General features: G+C 60.9%; 13 protein-coding genes. 6 read left to right on the forward strand and 7 right to left on the reverse strand.

Annotated features, from left to right (window positions below; genetic code table 11):
• Positions 1-62: 62 nt before the first annotated feature.
• The 5 genes from EE36_RS14880 to EE36_RS14900 all read right to left on the reverse strand — a co-directional run bounded on the left by EE36_RS14880 (position 63) and on the right by EE36_RS14900 (position 4,355).
• Positions 63-1,103 carry a substrate-binding domain-containing protein gene (locus EE36_RS14880; RefSeq protein ID WP_005853609.1) on the reverse strand — a complete coding sequence of 347 codons (1,041 nt, stop codon included), beginning with the start codon at positions 1,101-1,103 and terminating at the stop codon, positions 63-65.
• A gap of 152 nt (positions 1,104-1,255) precedes the next feature.
• Complete coding sequence (locus tag EE36_RS14885; protein ID WP_005853611.1) at positions 1,256-2,299, reverse strand: cell wall metabolism sensor histidine kinase WalK; 1,044 nt, start codon at positions 2,297-2,299, stop codon at positions 1,256-1,258.
• Positions 2,300-2,301: 2 nt separating this feature from the next.
• On the reverse strand, positions 2,302-2,823 hold the full coding sequence (locus tag EE36_RS14890; RefSeq protein ID WP_005853613.1) for a gamma carbonic anhydrase family protein: 522 nt from the start codon (positions 2,821-2,823) through the stop codon (positions 2,302-2,304).
• Positions 2,820-3,461: a guanylate kinase gene (gene gmk / locus EE36_RS14895; RefSeq protein ID WP_005853615.1), complete on the reverse strand. Its 642-nt coding sequence runs from the start codon at positions 3,459-3,461 to the stop codon at positions 2,820-2,822. The genes EE36_RS14890 and gmk overlap by 4 nt, the downstream gene beginning before the upstream one ends.
• 3 nt (positions 3,462-3,464) lie before the next feature.
• A complete protein-coding gene (locus EE36_RS14900) occupies positions 3,465-4,355 on the reverse strand; it encodes a YicC/YloC family endoribonuclease (protein WP_039912021.1) in 891 nt (296 codons plus the stop codon).
• 228 nt (positions 4,356-4,583) lie between these two features.
• Between EE36_RS14900 and EE36_RS14905 the strand changes: the two genes are divergently transcribed.
• Positions 4,584-5,243, forward strand: coding sequence for a PAS domain-containing protein (locus tag EE36_RS14905; RefSeq protein ID WP_005853619.1), 660 nt, complete (start codon positions 4,584-4,586; stop codon positions 5,241-5,243).
• Positions 5,244-5,340: 97 nt separating this feature from the next.
• Here the strand turns inward: EE36_RS14905 and EE36_RS14910 are convergent, their stop codons facing one another.
• A complete protein-coding gene (locus EE36_RS14910) occupies positions 5,341-6,711 on the reverse strand; it encodes a class II 3-deoxy-7-phosphoheptulonate synthase (RefSeq protein WP_039912024.1) in 1,371 nt (456 codons plus the stop codon).
• A gap of 204 nt (positions 6,712-6,915) precedes the next feature.
• Between EE36_RS14910 and EE36_RS14915 the strand changes: the two genes are divergently transcribed.
• The gene (locus EE36_RS14915; protein WP_180827738.1) at positions 6,916-7,920 is read left to right on the forward strand and encodes a GlxA family transcriptional regulator; all 1,005 of its coding nucleotides are present in this window, start codon (positions 6,916-6,918) and stop codon (positions 7,918-7,920) included.
• Here EE36_RS14915 and EE36_RS14920 read toward each other — a convergent pair.
• A complete protein-coding gene (locus EE36_RS14920; RefSeq protein ID WP_005853624.1) occupies positions 7,917-9,026 on the reverse strand; it encodes a PQQ-dependent sugar dehydrogenase in 1,110 nt (369 codons plus the stop codon). The two genes, EE36_RS14915 and EE36_RS14920, sit on opposite strands and share 4 nt — an antisense overlap.
• A 159-nt stretch (positions 9,027-9,185) precedes the next feature.
• Here EE36_RS14920 and EE36_RS14925 point away from each other — a divergent pair, with 159 nt between their 5' ends.
• The 4 genes from EE36_RS14925 to EE36_RS14940 all read left to right on the forward strand — a co-directional run bounded on the left by EE36_RS14925 (position 9,186) and on the right by EE36_RS14940 (position 12,642).
• The gene (locus EE36_RS14925; protein WP_005853628.1) at positions 9,186-10,376 is read left to right on the forward strand and encodes an ABC transporter substrate-binding protein; all 1,191 of its coding nucleotides are present in this window, start codon (positions 9,186-9,188) and stop codon (positions 10,374-10,376) included.
• Between the two features lie 90 nt (positions 10,377-10,466).
• Positions 10,467-11,246 (forward strand): ABC transporter ATP-binding protein, encoded by a 780-nt coding sequence (locus tag EE36_RS14930; protein WP_005853630.1) that lies wholly within the window; start codon positions 10,467-10,469, stop codon positions 11,244-11,246.
• Complete coding sequence (locus tag EE36_RS14935) at positions 11,243-11,809, forward strand: hypothetical protein (RefSeq protein WP_005853631.1); 567 nt, start codon at positions 11,243-11,245, stop codon at positions 11,807-11,809. The genes EE36_RS14930 and EE36_RS14935 overlap by 4 nt, the downstream gene beginning before the upstream one ends.
• A gap of 11 nt (positions 11,810-11,820) precedes the next feature.
• Positions 11,821-12,642, forward strand: coding sequence for an ABC transporter ATP-binding protein (locus EE36_RS14940; protein WP_005853633.1), 822 nt, complete (start codon positions 11,821-11,823; stop codon positions 12,640-12,642).
• Positions 12,643-12,663: the final 21 nt, after the last annotated feature.

A 12,663-nucleotide genomic window follows, 5' to 3' on the forward strand; every position in this document is an offset into this window, starting at 1 on the left:
GTATCAGTCGGCAGCAAAAATCCGGAGGCACCTCGCAGCGCCTCCGGATCGTCAGACAGGGTTTAGGAACCGCTGCCCATTACAGTTTCTTCAGCAACAACCGACTGTGTTTTCGCCAGTTCCGGGTCGGAGACCAGACCGTATTCAGCCAAAGGACCGTCGGGGCCAGCAATCTCGTCTGCCACGAAGAACTCGGCATATTCTTTCAGGCCGGGGATCACGCCGATGTGCGCTTTCTTGACGTAGAAGAACAGCGGGCGGGATACGGGGTAGTCGCCGCTCGAGATGGTTTCAACGGTGGGCTCAACGCCGCTCATGTTGGCGACGGTCAGCTTGTCGGTGTTGTTCTCGTAGAAGGCCAGACCGAAGACGCCGATGCCGTCTTTGTTGCTTTCGATGCGCGCCAGCGTTTCGGTGTAGTCACCGTCGATGTCCACGGACACACCATCGGTGCGCAGCGCGATACATGCTTTTTCAGCGGCTTTCTTGTCGTCGCCATTGGCGGCCTTGAACGCTTCGAAGTCGCCGGTGGCTTCACAGCCTGCCAGGATCACTTTTTCTTCGAAAACTTCGCGTGTGCCGTGCTTGGTGCCGGGGATGTAGGCCTGGATCGGCTGCTCGGGGAAGCTGGCGTTCACATCGGACCACATTTTGTTGGGGTTCGCCACGATCTCGCCGTCGACAACGACTTCGGCGGACAGGGCTTTGTACCAGTCTTCGGGGGTGAATTCGAATGTGTTGCCATTGATGTCAGAGGCAAACACGATGCCGTCATAGCCGATCTGGACTTCGATGATGTCGGTCACACCGTTCGCGGCGCAGGCTTCGACTTCGGAGCTTTTGATCTGGCGCGAGGCGTTCGCCACGTCGATTGTGTTCTCGCCAACACCTTCACAAAAACGCTTCAGACCCGCCGAGGACCCACCGGATTCAACAACAGGTGTCGGGAAATCGAAGTTTTCGCCAAAGGCTTCGGCAACGATGGACGCATAGGGCAAAACAGTGGAGGAACCGGCAACCTGTACCTGATCACGCGCGGCAGCGGCGGTTGCGGATACGGCGGCAATGGCCAGCGCGGAAGTGGTGAGTTTAACGAGCGACATGATGTCTCCTGTCAGCTTAGATTTGTCTGACCACCCCCATGGTGATCTTGCCGCACCAATAGGCGGGCGACACTGAGCTTTTGTGACAGTCATGTTACAGTTTTATGACACGGACGGAAATTGTAATTTCTTTTTGACCAAAATGCGCCCGATCACGCCACATCCATAGGCAAGATCACCGTGAATCGCGCCCCATCTCCCAGATCAGAGGTGATTTTCAGCCGTCCGCGGTGCCGGTTCAGGATATGTTTTACAATCGCCAGCCCCAGCCCCGTCCCGCCAAGGGCGCGGCTGCGGTGGCTGTCTGCGCGGTAGAAGCGTTCGGTCAGGCGTGGCAGGTGCACAGGGTCGATCCCCGGCCCGTGGTCGCGAATGGTGACCCGCACCGCAGGCCCGCGCAAGGAAGGGTCACGCAAGGTCGTCTCGACCGAAATTTCAACTTCTTTACCCACGCCCCCATATTTGATGCCGTTTTCAATAAGGTTCGTGAACACCTGCAACAGCTGGTCCGTATCCCCCATCAGGGGCAGCGGATCGTCCCCCATGGTCGCGACCAGCGTCACATTCGCCTCTACGGCCAAGGGGTTGAGGTTGCGCATGGTCGATTGGAGCACATAGCGCAGATCGACCTTATCCGTCGGGCGCACCCGTTCGTCCGATTCGACGCGGGACAGCGACAGCAGATCGCCCACCAGCCGGTTCATGCGTTCGGCCTCTCCGGTCATGATCCCCAGAAACCGGTCCCGTGCGGGGGCGTCGTCACGCGCAGGGCCGCGCAAGGTTTCAATGAACCCCATCATCGCCGTCAGCGGGGTGCGCAATTCGTGGCTGACGTTGGCAACGAAATCGCGGCGCATCTGGCTGGCGTTGGTGACCTGTGTGATGTCTTGAAAGCTCAGCAAGACGTAGTCCATGCCGGTCACCTTTCGGACGTGCACCCGAAAGGTCGTGTCATTGCCATTGTCGCTGGCCAGATATTGCGCCTCGCGCGGGGTATCATCCTGTTGGCATTGCTCTACCGCATCGACCACCGCAGGCTGGCGCAACACGTTGATGTAATGGCGGTCCAGCGCGCCACGGCCCAGCAGGGCTTGGGCCGGCGCATTCATCGCGACGATACGGTCAGCCCGATCAACGGCAAGCGTAGGCAAAGGCAGCGCTGCCATCAGATCCGGCAGATGCGGGCGCAGCACCATGCTCAGACGGGTTTAAGCTGGCTGGCAAAGCGCCGCGCGTTGTCTTGGTAGTGTTTCGCGCTGGCCGTCAGCCCCGCAATCGCCACCGCGTCCAGCTCGCGCACGACCTTGCCCGGTGCGCCCATCACAAGCGATCCGTCGGGGATCACCTTGTTTTCAGTGATCAACGCCCCTGCCCCGATCAGGCAATTCTTGCCGATCTTGGCCCCGTTCAGGATCGTCGCCCCCATCCCGACCAGCGAATTATCCCCGATGGTGCAGCCGTGCAGCATGACCTTGTGACCGATCGTACAGTTTTCCCCCACGGTCAGCGGGCAGCCCGGGTCCGTGTGAAAGACGCAGTTTTCCTGCACATTACTGCCCTTGCCCACGAGGATCAGCTCGTTATCGCCACGCAGCGTACAGCCGAACCAGACAGAGGCATCTGCCTCGAGCGTCACATTCCCGATGACATTGGCATCGGGGGCAACCCATGCATCAGCGTGAACCTGCGGGGTGATATCGGCCAGAGCGTAAAGCGTCATTTCGTGTCCTCGAATTCTGATTGCAGCGCGCGCACATGATCCACCAGTTTCGGCTGCTGCGAAAGGCGCAATCTTTCGGCGGTGATGATCGACTTCAGCTTGGCCTCTGTTTCGGTCAGGTCATCATTGACCAGCACGTAGTCGTAGCCGTCCCAGTGGCTGATCTCGTCCCAGCTTTTCTCCATTCGAAGCGCGATGGTATCGGGGGCGTCCTGACCACGGGTTTCCAGACGCCGCCGCAGCTCTTTGATCGAGGGCGGCAGGATGAAGATCGACAGCACGTGCTGCTTGAGCGTCGAGTTGCTGATCTGCTGCGCGCCCTGCCAATCCACGTCGAACAGCACATCGCGGCCACTGTCGATCGCCTTTTGCACCGGTCCCTTGGGCGAGCCGTAATAGTTGTTGAAGACGCGGGCGTGCTCCAGCATATCGCCATCGTTCACCATGGCGCGGAAGTCATCCTCGGCGGTGAAAAAGTAGTCCTTGCCGTCTTCCTCGCCGACACGCGGTGCGCGGGTGGTGGCCGAGACAGAGAATTCAAGCGAGGTATCCCAATCGCGCAGCTTGCGGGCCAGCGTCGATTTACCCGCCCCCGAGGGCGAGCTGAGGATGATCAATAGGCCGCGTCGGTCGCTCATGTCTTACTCCACATTTTGCACTTGTTCGCGCATCTGATCTATCACCGCCTTCAAGGCCAGCCCGATCTGGGTCAGCGCGGTGTTTTGTGCCTTGGCGCACAGTGTATTGGCCTCGCGGTTGAACTCCTGCATCAGGAAATCCAGTTTGCGCCCCACGGCCCCGTCCTGCGCCAGCAAGGCGCGGGCGGCATCCACATGGGCGTGCAGGCGGTCGATCTCTTCCGTGATGTCGGATTTGACGGCGATCAGCGCTAGTTCCTGCGCCAGCCGGTCAGCGTCCACGCCTTCGGCATTGTCCAGCACCCGCGAAAGATTGCGTTGCAACGTCTGTGCCATCTCGTCCTTGCGCGTCTCGGCCAGCGCGGCGGCCTGTGTCGTCAACTCTGCCACCTGCGCCAACTGCGCCTCAAGAACCTGCGCCAAGGCAGCCCCTTCGCGGGCGCGCATGTCGTTGAAATCGGCAAGCACCGTGGGAAATTCCGCCAACAATGTCGCGCAAAGGGCGGCCACATCATCCACCGTCGTCGCCTGTTCAAGCACGCCGCGCATGGTGACGATATCGGTCGCCTTGGAGGGCGCAAGCGAGATCCCCGCATCCATCGCGCGCGCTTCGATCTGGTGCAGCGCGTTCAGCACGACCTCAAGCTGATCCGCGTTCACCGTCAACGCGCCAGAACCATCCTCGCGGGTGATCCTCAGGTTGCAGGTGACATTGCCGCGGGCGATGGCGGCGCTTAGCGTCTTGCGCAGGCCCGCCTCCAGCCCGTCGATCCAGTCGGGCACACGCAGGCGCAGGTCGAGCCCCTTTCCGTTGACCGATCGCAATTCCCACCCCCAACTGTGCGGGCCGGACGCACCACTGGCCGAGGCGAAACCCGTCATTGAACGTATCATGGCATGGTCCTTGTCGATTGCGATTGTTGCGCGCCTTAAAAGGGAAACTCGCAAATGGGGCAAGTAAAAAGCCATTCTGCCGCGCGAGGTCTCCCCTTAACGGTCTGTTAACCAAGTTTGCTGTTATATCTACAAATTACCGCTGATTTGACTAAACTCAGGCAATACATCGCGGCCCCGCTGCCGCCCCCTGTCCTGCTCTTGTCCCGACCGCAATAAGGCTGCCCGATGAAACATCTTCCCCCTCTGGATGACATGCCCCAGACCGGCTCTCGCCGCGTGATGCCGCCGCCGACACCCGCGATGGTTGACGTGCGCGCCTATTGGCAGGGGCTGTGCCGTGGTCAGCCGGTCCCGTTCCGCTCGCAGATCGACCCTGCACAGATCACCTCCGTGCTTGATCGCGCCTTTGTTCTGGAACGCAGGCGGTCTGAACTGGCGCGGTTTCGCGTCGCCGGATCGCAGCTGTGCACTGCCATGGGGATGGACCTGCGCGGGATGCCGATGATCTCTCTGTTCGACCCGTCCGAACGTCGCCGCTGCAGTGATTGGCTGGATCACATTCTGGCACAACCCGCCACCGGAGAGATGACGCTCACCGCGGGGGATGCGGCCGTTCAGGCGCGTATGCTGGTGCTGCCGCTGCGCAGTGACATGGGGCAGATCGACCGGATGCTTGGCTGTCTGGAGATCACATCCAATGCCATCGAGCATCCGGGGTTGTATCGGATCGGCGACCTTGCCACGACACCAATCCCGCGCCCGCCACGGGCCGATGTGGCAGAGGAAACGCACACGCCCTGCCCCGAAGGTTTCGCCGATCCCGCCGCGCGTTTTGCCGCGCGGCGAGATCGCAACCGGCCAGCCTATCTACGGGTCGTGAAGTAAACGGGGCAACCCCGATGGGACGCACCCCGATGCCGCAAAAGAAAAAGGCCGCGCATGATGATATGCGCGGCCTTCCTTATTGCATGAGCTGCGGCAGTTAGCCGACGGCTTTGACCTGTTGGTTCGCCCGGCGTGCCGACAGTTCCTCGGCCACGAGGAAGGCAAGCTCCAGCGACTGGCTGGCGTTCAAACGCGGGTCGCAGGCAGTGTGGTAGCGGTCCGACAGGTCTTCGTCCTGAACGGCGCGGACACCACCTGTACATTCGGTCACATCCTGACCGGTCATCTCAAAGTGGACACCACCGGGCACGGTGCCCTCGGCCCCATGTACCGCAAAGAATTCACGCACTTCGCGCAGCACGGAATCAAAGGGCCGCGTCTTATAACCGCTTGAGGATTTGATCGTGTTGCCATGCATGGGGTCACAGGTCCAGACGACATTCGCGCCCTCTTCCTGCACGGTCTTGATCAGACGCGGCAGATGTTCCCCCACATTGCCGGCCCCGAAACGCGCGATCAGGGTCAGGCGACCCTCTTCGTTTTCGGGGTTCAGCTTGTGCATCAACAGCTTGAGGTCATCGCTGGTCATCGTCGGGCCGCACTTGAGGCCGATGGGGTTCTGAACGCCGCGGGCAAATTCCACATGCGCGCCATCAGGCTGACGTGTCCGGTCGCCGATCCAGATCATATGACCCGAGCCCGCCAGCCATTTGCCGGTCTGGCTGTCCTGACGGCACAGTGCCTCTTCGTATTCCAGCAGCAGCGATTCGTGGCTTGTATAATATTCCACCGATTGCAGCGTATGCGCCGTCTCGGACGTGACACCAGCCGCCGCCATGAAATCAAGCGTGTCTGAAATGCGGTTCGCGATCTCGCGGTATTTTTCCGCCTTTTCGCTTTCGGTAAAGCCCAAAGTCCAGCCGTGCACCTGATGCACATCGGCATAGCCGCCGGTCGAGAACGCCCGGATCAGGTTCAGGGTCGCGGCGGCCTGTGTGTAGGCGCGCAGCATCTTTTTAGGGTCGGGAATACGGGCGTCGGCGGTAAAGGCCAGCTCGTTGATGATGTCACCGCGGTAGCTTGGCAGTTCCACCCCATCCACCGTTTCAGTGGGCGCTGAACGCGGTTTGGCGAACTGACCCGCCATGCGGCCCAGCTTGATCACCGGCACTTTGGCACCGTGGGTCAGCACGATGGCCATCTGCAACATCACCTTGAAGGTGTCGCGGATCATATCGCTGCTGAATTGTTCGAAGCTTTCGGCGCAATCGCCACCCTGAAGCAAGAACGCCTCGCCACGGCCCGCCGCCGCCAGATGCTTTTTCAGCCGCCGCGCTTCACCCGCAAAGACCAACAATGGATAACGGGACAATTCAGCTTCGACCGCGCGCAGCGCGTCCTGATCAGGATAGTCGGGCATCTGGATCCGCGGTTTGTCGCGCCAGCTTGATTTTGTCCAATCGGTCATCATTTTTCTCCGAAGTCCGCAGCGCCCGAAGTGTCAGGCGCAAACATTGTGAAATTGTGGTATATAAAGGTCTGACCCAAGTGACCAGAACCGAAATTCACCCTATTGACCTTCGCCCCCGCCCGTGGGCAAGGTTTTTGGCAGGTTTTTGAGGGCAGCGCCCACTTTGCCCCAACGTATAACGCAAACCTGAAAGGCGACGTGATGAGCGACACCCGTCTGGCCAACCGCATTCTTCCTGACGCTGAAAAGACACGCCGCTTTGTCTTTGTGCTGCTGGAAAACTTCACCATGCTAAGCTTTGCCTCGGCGGTGGAATGTCTGCGCATTGCCAACCGCATGGCGGGTCGTCCGGCCTATGACTGGCGTCTGATCGGCGAGGATGGCGGGCGCGTGCGCTGTTCGGCAGGGGCGGAATTTACGCTGGACGGCGATCTCGACGATCTGGGCCGCGACGACACGCTGGTGGTGTGTAGCGGCATCGACGTGCAGGCGGCGACGACCAAGAAGCTGCTGGGATGGCTGCGCCGTGAGGCCCGCAAGGGCATGATGGTCGGCGGTCTGTGCACAGCCGCCTTTACGCTGGCCAAGGCCGGATTGCTGGACGGGAAGAAAGCCACGATCCACTGGGAAAATCAGGATAGTTTCAGCGAAGACTTCGAGGACGTCACCCTGACAAAATCGGTCTTTGTGGTGGACGGCAACCGGATGACGACAGCGGGCGGGACATCCTCGATCGATCTGATGCTCAAGCTGATTGCCGACGATCTGGGCGAGGATCTGGCAAATGCCGTTGCCGACCAGCTGATCTATAGCTCCATCCGCACGGACCAGGACACGCAGCGTCTGTCGGTGCCCACCCGTATCGGCGTGCGGCATCCCAAGCTGGGTCAGGTCATCCAGATGATGGAGGCCAATATCGAAGAGCCGATCAGCCCGTCCTCATTGGCGCGCGATGTCGGCATGTCGACGCGGCAGCTTGAACGGCTGTTCCGCCGCTACCTCAACCGCAGCCCGAAACGCTATTATATGGAACTGCGCCTGCAAAAGGCGCGTAACCTGCTGATGCAAACGGATATGAGCGTGATCAACGTGGCGCTGGCCTGTGGCTTTGCCTCGCCGTCGCATTTTTCCAAATGCTACCGTGCGCATTATAACACGACACCTTACCGCGAACGCGGGTCGCATGCGGCCAAGCCTGTCGCCTAATCGTTACTGATCCGGTACACCGCCCCGTTCCCGACCGAGATAAACCAGATCGCGCCGTCCGGTGCCTCTATGATGTCGCGCACCCGTGCCGTGGCGGGGGTAGAGATTTGCGCCACCTCGGCCAGCAGATCGCCCTTTAGCCGCGCGATATAATTGAACTTGAGTGAGCCGACGAAGATATCGCCCCGCCAGTCGGGAAACATCGTGCCCGAATAGACCAGCAACCCCGAGGGCGCGATAGACGGGTCCCAGTAGAAGGCGGGCTGCTCCATCCCCTCTTTCGCGGTGCCTTCGCCGATCTTGGCACCGGAGTAGTGACGCCCGTAGGATATCACCGGCCATCCGTAATTCGCGCCCTTGTGGACCGCGTTAACCTCGTCTCCGCCGCGCGCACCATGTTCTGACACCCAAAGGTTGCCCTTCAGATCAAGCGCTGCCCCTTGCGGGTTGCGATGCCCGTAGGACCAGATTTCCGGCAACACATCGTCACGCCCGACAAACGGGTTATCGGCGGGCACAGTACCGTCACGGTTCACCCGCACAACAGAGCCGTTGTGCTGCCCCAGATCCTGCGCCGCGGGGCGGTCGCCGCGCTCTCCGACAGTGACGAAAAGCGTGCCATCGCGCGCCTCGACCACGCGGCTGCCAAAGTGCTGACCGGCGGCAGACCCGCGTGACATGGTAAAGAGATCGCGTAGATTTTCGAGCCGCGCACCATCCTGCGACAGCTCTGCCGCGGCAAGCGCGGTACCGGCCCCGCCTTCAAGCGCCTTGGCGTAGGTCAGAAATATGGTGCGCGATCTGTCAAAATCCCGTGCCAGCGCGATATCGAGCAAGCCGCCCTGCCCTGCGTCAACGACCTGCGGTGCACCGGCAACCTCGTGGCTGGTCCCCTCGCGGACCCGCAGCAAGCGGCCGTCGCGTTCGGTGACCAGCACGTCCCCGTTTGGCAAAATCGCCAGCGCCCAAGGCGTCTCCAGCCCTGACACCTGCTGGGTAATCCGCAGCTCTTGCGCGACAACGCCCGACGCGCCCATGACCGATCCGGCTATGACCAACGCCCCGATGGCCCGTGTGGCCTGATGCATCATCCCCCCGCGAAACATGGCTTTCCCCCTTCATACAACCTATCCCTGCAAACCTAGCGCAGACAAAGCGTCGATCCACATCATCTTGCCCCACTTTACCTAGGGATAACGCTTTTCTTTTCCAAAATCGCCGCATAGGCTCTGGCGCAGAACACCATGTTCAACAGGGAGAGAAACATGAAAAAGATGCTTATGGCCACAACGGCTGCAGCATTGCTGGCCACCAATGCCTATGCCGACGCGCATAGCAAGGACGTGAAGCTTGGCGTGATCTTTGGCTACACCGGCCCGATTGAATCGCTGACCGGCATCATGGCATCCAGCGCCGAGCTGGCCATGAAAGAAGTCACCGACAGCGGCATGCTGATGGACGGGGCGACAGTCACCGCCTCGCGCGCGGACACGGGCTGCGTCGATAACGCGCTTGCGGTATCCAGCGCGGAACGCCTGATCGCCGAAGGGATCAACGGCATTGTGGGCGCGGCCTGCTCTGGCGTGAGCGGCGCGATCTTGCAAAACGCGGCACTGCCCAACGGCATGGTGATGATTTCGCCATCCTCCACATCCCCCGGCCTGAGCACGATGGAAGACGACGGCCTGTTCTTCCGCACCGCCCCCTCCGACGCCCGTCAGGGCGAGGTCATGGCAGAGGTGCTGATGGAAGAAGGCATCAAGGAAGTCGCGGTCACCTATACCAACAACGACTACGGCAAGGGTTTGGCGGACGCGTTCCAGCAGGCCTATGAAGCCGCGGGCGGGACGATCACCATCTCTGCCGCACACGAAGACGGCAAGGCCGATTACTCTGCCGAGGTTGGCGCGCTGGCCTCTGCCGGTGGCGACCGTCTGGTGGTTGCGGGTTACGTCGATCAGGGTGGATCGGGCGTTGTGCGTGCAGCGATTGATTCAGGCGCGTTCGACACGTTCCACTTCCCCGACGGGATGATCGCGGCGAACCTTGAAAACAACTTCGGCTCCGAGCTGGACGGCTCCACCGGCCAGCACCCCGGCACCGATAGCCCCGGCGCTGACAAATTCACCGCGCTGGTCGACGGTGCCTTCGATACCACATCGCCCTTCGCACCCGAAAGCTATGACGCAGCGGCGCTGCTGATGCTGGCGATGCAGGCCGCAGGGTCTTCCGATCCGCAGGTCTATAAGGATCAGGTCATGTCGGTTGCGAACGCCCCCGGCGAAAAGATCTATCCGGGTGAGCTGGCCAAAGCGCTGCAAATCCTCAAGGACGGCGGCGAAGTCGATTATGAAGGCGCAACCGCGGTTGAACTGATCGGCCCCGGTGAATCCGCTGGCAGCTACCGTCAGATCAAGATCGAAGACGGCAAGATCACGACGGTTCAATACCGCTAACATCACATGACGTGACAGAAAACAGCCCGGTGCATTGCGACCGGGCTGTTTTTGCAACGGGGCTTCGGCACCGCACGGGGAGACTACAAAATGATCGTCGTAGACGACATCCATAAACATTTCGGCGGGTTCCACGCCGTGGACGGGGCCAATCTGACCATTGGCAAAGGCACGATCACCGGTTTGATCGGCCCGAACGGTGCTGGCAAAACGACGCTGTTCAACGTGATCGCGGGGGTGCTCAAACCGACCTCGGGGCGCGTGACGATGGACGGCGAGGATATCACCGGCCTGCCCCCCCATACGCTGTTTCACAAAGGGCTACTGCGGACCTTCCAGATCGCGCATGAATTCTCGTCGATGACCTGCCGCGAGAACCTGATGATGGTGCCCGGCGATCAGGCGGGCGAGACGCTGTGGAACACGTGGTTCGGGCGCAAGCGCATCGCCGATCAGGAACGCGCCTTGCGCGCCAAAGCCGACGAGGTGCTTGAGTTTCTGACGGTGGAACATCTGGCCGAGCAGAAAGCGGGTCAGATCTCCGGCGGTCAGAAAAAGCTGCTGGAACTGGGGCGCACCATGATGGTCGACGCCAAGATCGTGTTCCTTGACGAGGTCGGGGCCGGTGTGAACCGCACGCTGCTCAATACCATCGGTGACGCGATCATCCGTCTGAACAAGGAACGCGGCTATACCTTTGTTGTGATCGAACACGACATGGATTTCATCGGCCGTCTGTGTGATCCGGTGATCTGTATGGCCGAGGGCAAGGTTCTCGCTCAAGGCACCCTGCCCGAGATCAAGGCCAACGAACAGGTGATCGAGGCCTATCTGGGCACCGGGCTCAAGAACAAGGCCGTGTCTGCATGAGACGGATGGCCACCGCATTGATGCTCTGCGCGGGATTTGCCCTGCCGCAGGCCGCTGCGGCCTGTGCGCAGCTGTCGGCGCAGGTCTGGATGTGCGATCGGGGCACCCCGTGGGAAGAAGCAACCTGGGACACGGTCGGCGACGGCTCTACGCGCTATCTGGGCGAGGTGATCCTGAACTTCACCCAAGAATGGCCCGGGTACGACATCGCCGACAGCACCTCGACGCTGGAAGAGCAATACGAGACCTATAGCGCCTGGATCGCGGCGGATGGCGGCCCTGCCCCCGAGGTGCTGAAGGTCGACCGGATCGACACCCCGATGGGCACGACCCTGCGCCACCTGCAATATGACGAGATCGAAGGCGACCGCACCATGAGCGCGGTCATGTTATCGGATGTCGGATCAGCGCGGATTATGCTGTATCTCGATACCACCGATACAATGCCTTTGGATGAAATGGACAAGATGTCCTTTGAGGTGGCCATGATGCTGCGCGACACATGTGCGGATGAGATATCCTGCGCCGCGCCCATCCCTGCGGCAGCCCTGGACACCGAATGAAAGAGAACGACATGAGCAACCCATACGGCGACCGGGGCAATAAGGACCTGTCGATCGCGAACCCCAAAGGCCAAGGCACCGCGCAGCCGGTCAAAGGGGGCGGCAAAAGCCACCCCGCGCCGGGGGGCGCCTTCCTGATCGGCGACACGATGACGGGCGGTTATGGCAAGGGCCCCGATATCCTGCACGGCTGTACCATCGCCGTCGAAAAGGGTGAGATCGCAGTCATCGTCGGCCCCAATGGCGCGGGCAAATCCACAGCGATGAAGGCGGTCTTTGGCATGCTCGACGTGCGCCAGGGCCATGTCCGGCTGGACGGCGAAGACATCACCGCGCTGTCGCCGCAGGACCGTGTGGCCAAGGGCATGGGGTTCGTGCCGCAGACCTCGAACATCTTTACCTCGATGACGGTGGAAGAAAACCTCGAGATGGGGGCGTTCATCCGCCGCGATGATTTCCGTGATACGATGGCGCAGGTCTATGACCTTTTTCCGATCCTCAAGGAAAAGCGCTATCAGGCCGCGGGCGAGCTGTCGGGCGGGCAACGCCAGCAGGTCGCTGTGGGCCGCGCGTTGATGACGCAGCCGAAGGTGCTGATGCTGGACGAACCCACCGCTGGCGTGTCCCCCATCGTGATGGACGAACTGTTCGACCGCATCATCGAGGTCGCGCGGACCGGTATCCCGATCCTGATGGTGGAACAGAACGCCCGCCAAGCGCTGGAGATTGCGGATAAGGGCTATGTTCTGGTGCAAGGGGCCAATGCCTTTACCGGCACGGGCAAAGAGCTTTTGGAAGACCCCGAAGTTCGCAAGTCCTTTCTGGGGGGTTAAGCGATGCGATGGACCCTTCCG

The sequence above is a fragment of the Sulfitobacter sp. EE-36 genome (assembly GCF_000152605.1).
Taxonomy (GTDB): Bacteria; Pseudomonadota; Alphaproteobacteria; order Rhodobacterales; family Rhodobacteraceae; genus Sulfitobacter; species Sulfitobacter pontiacus.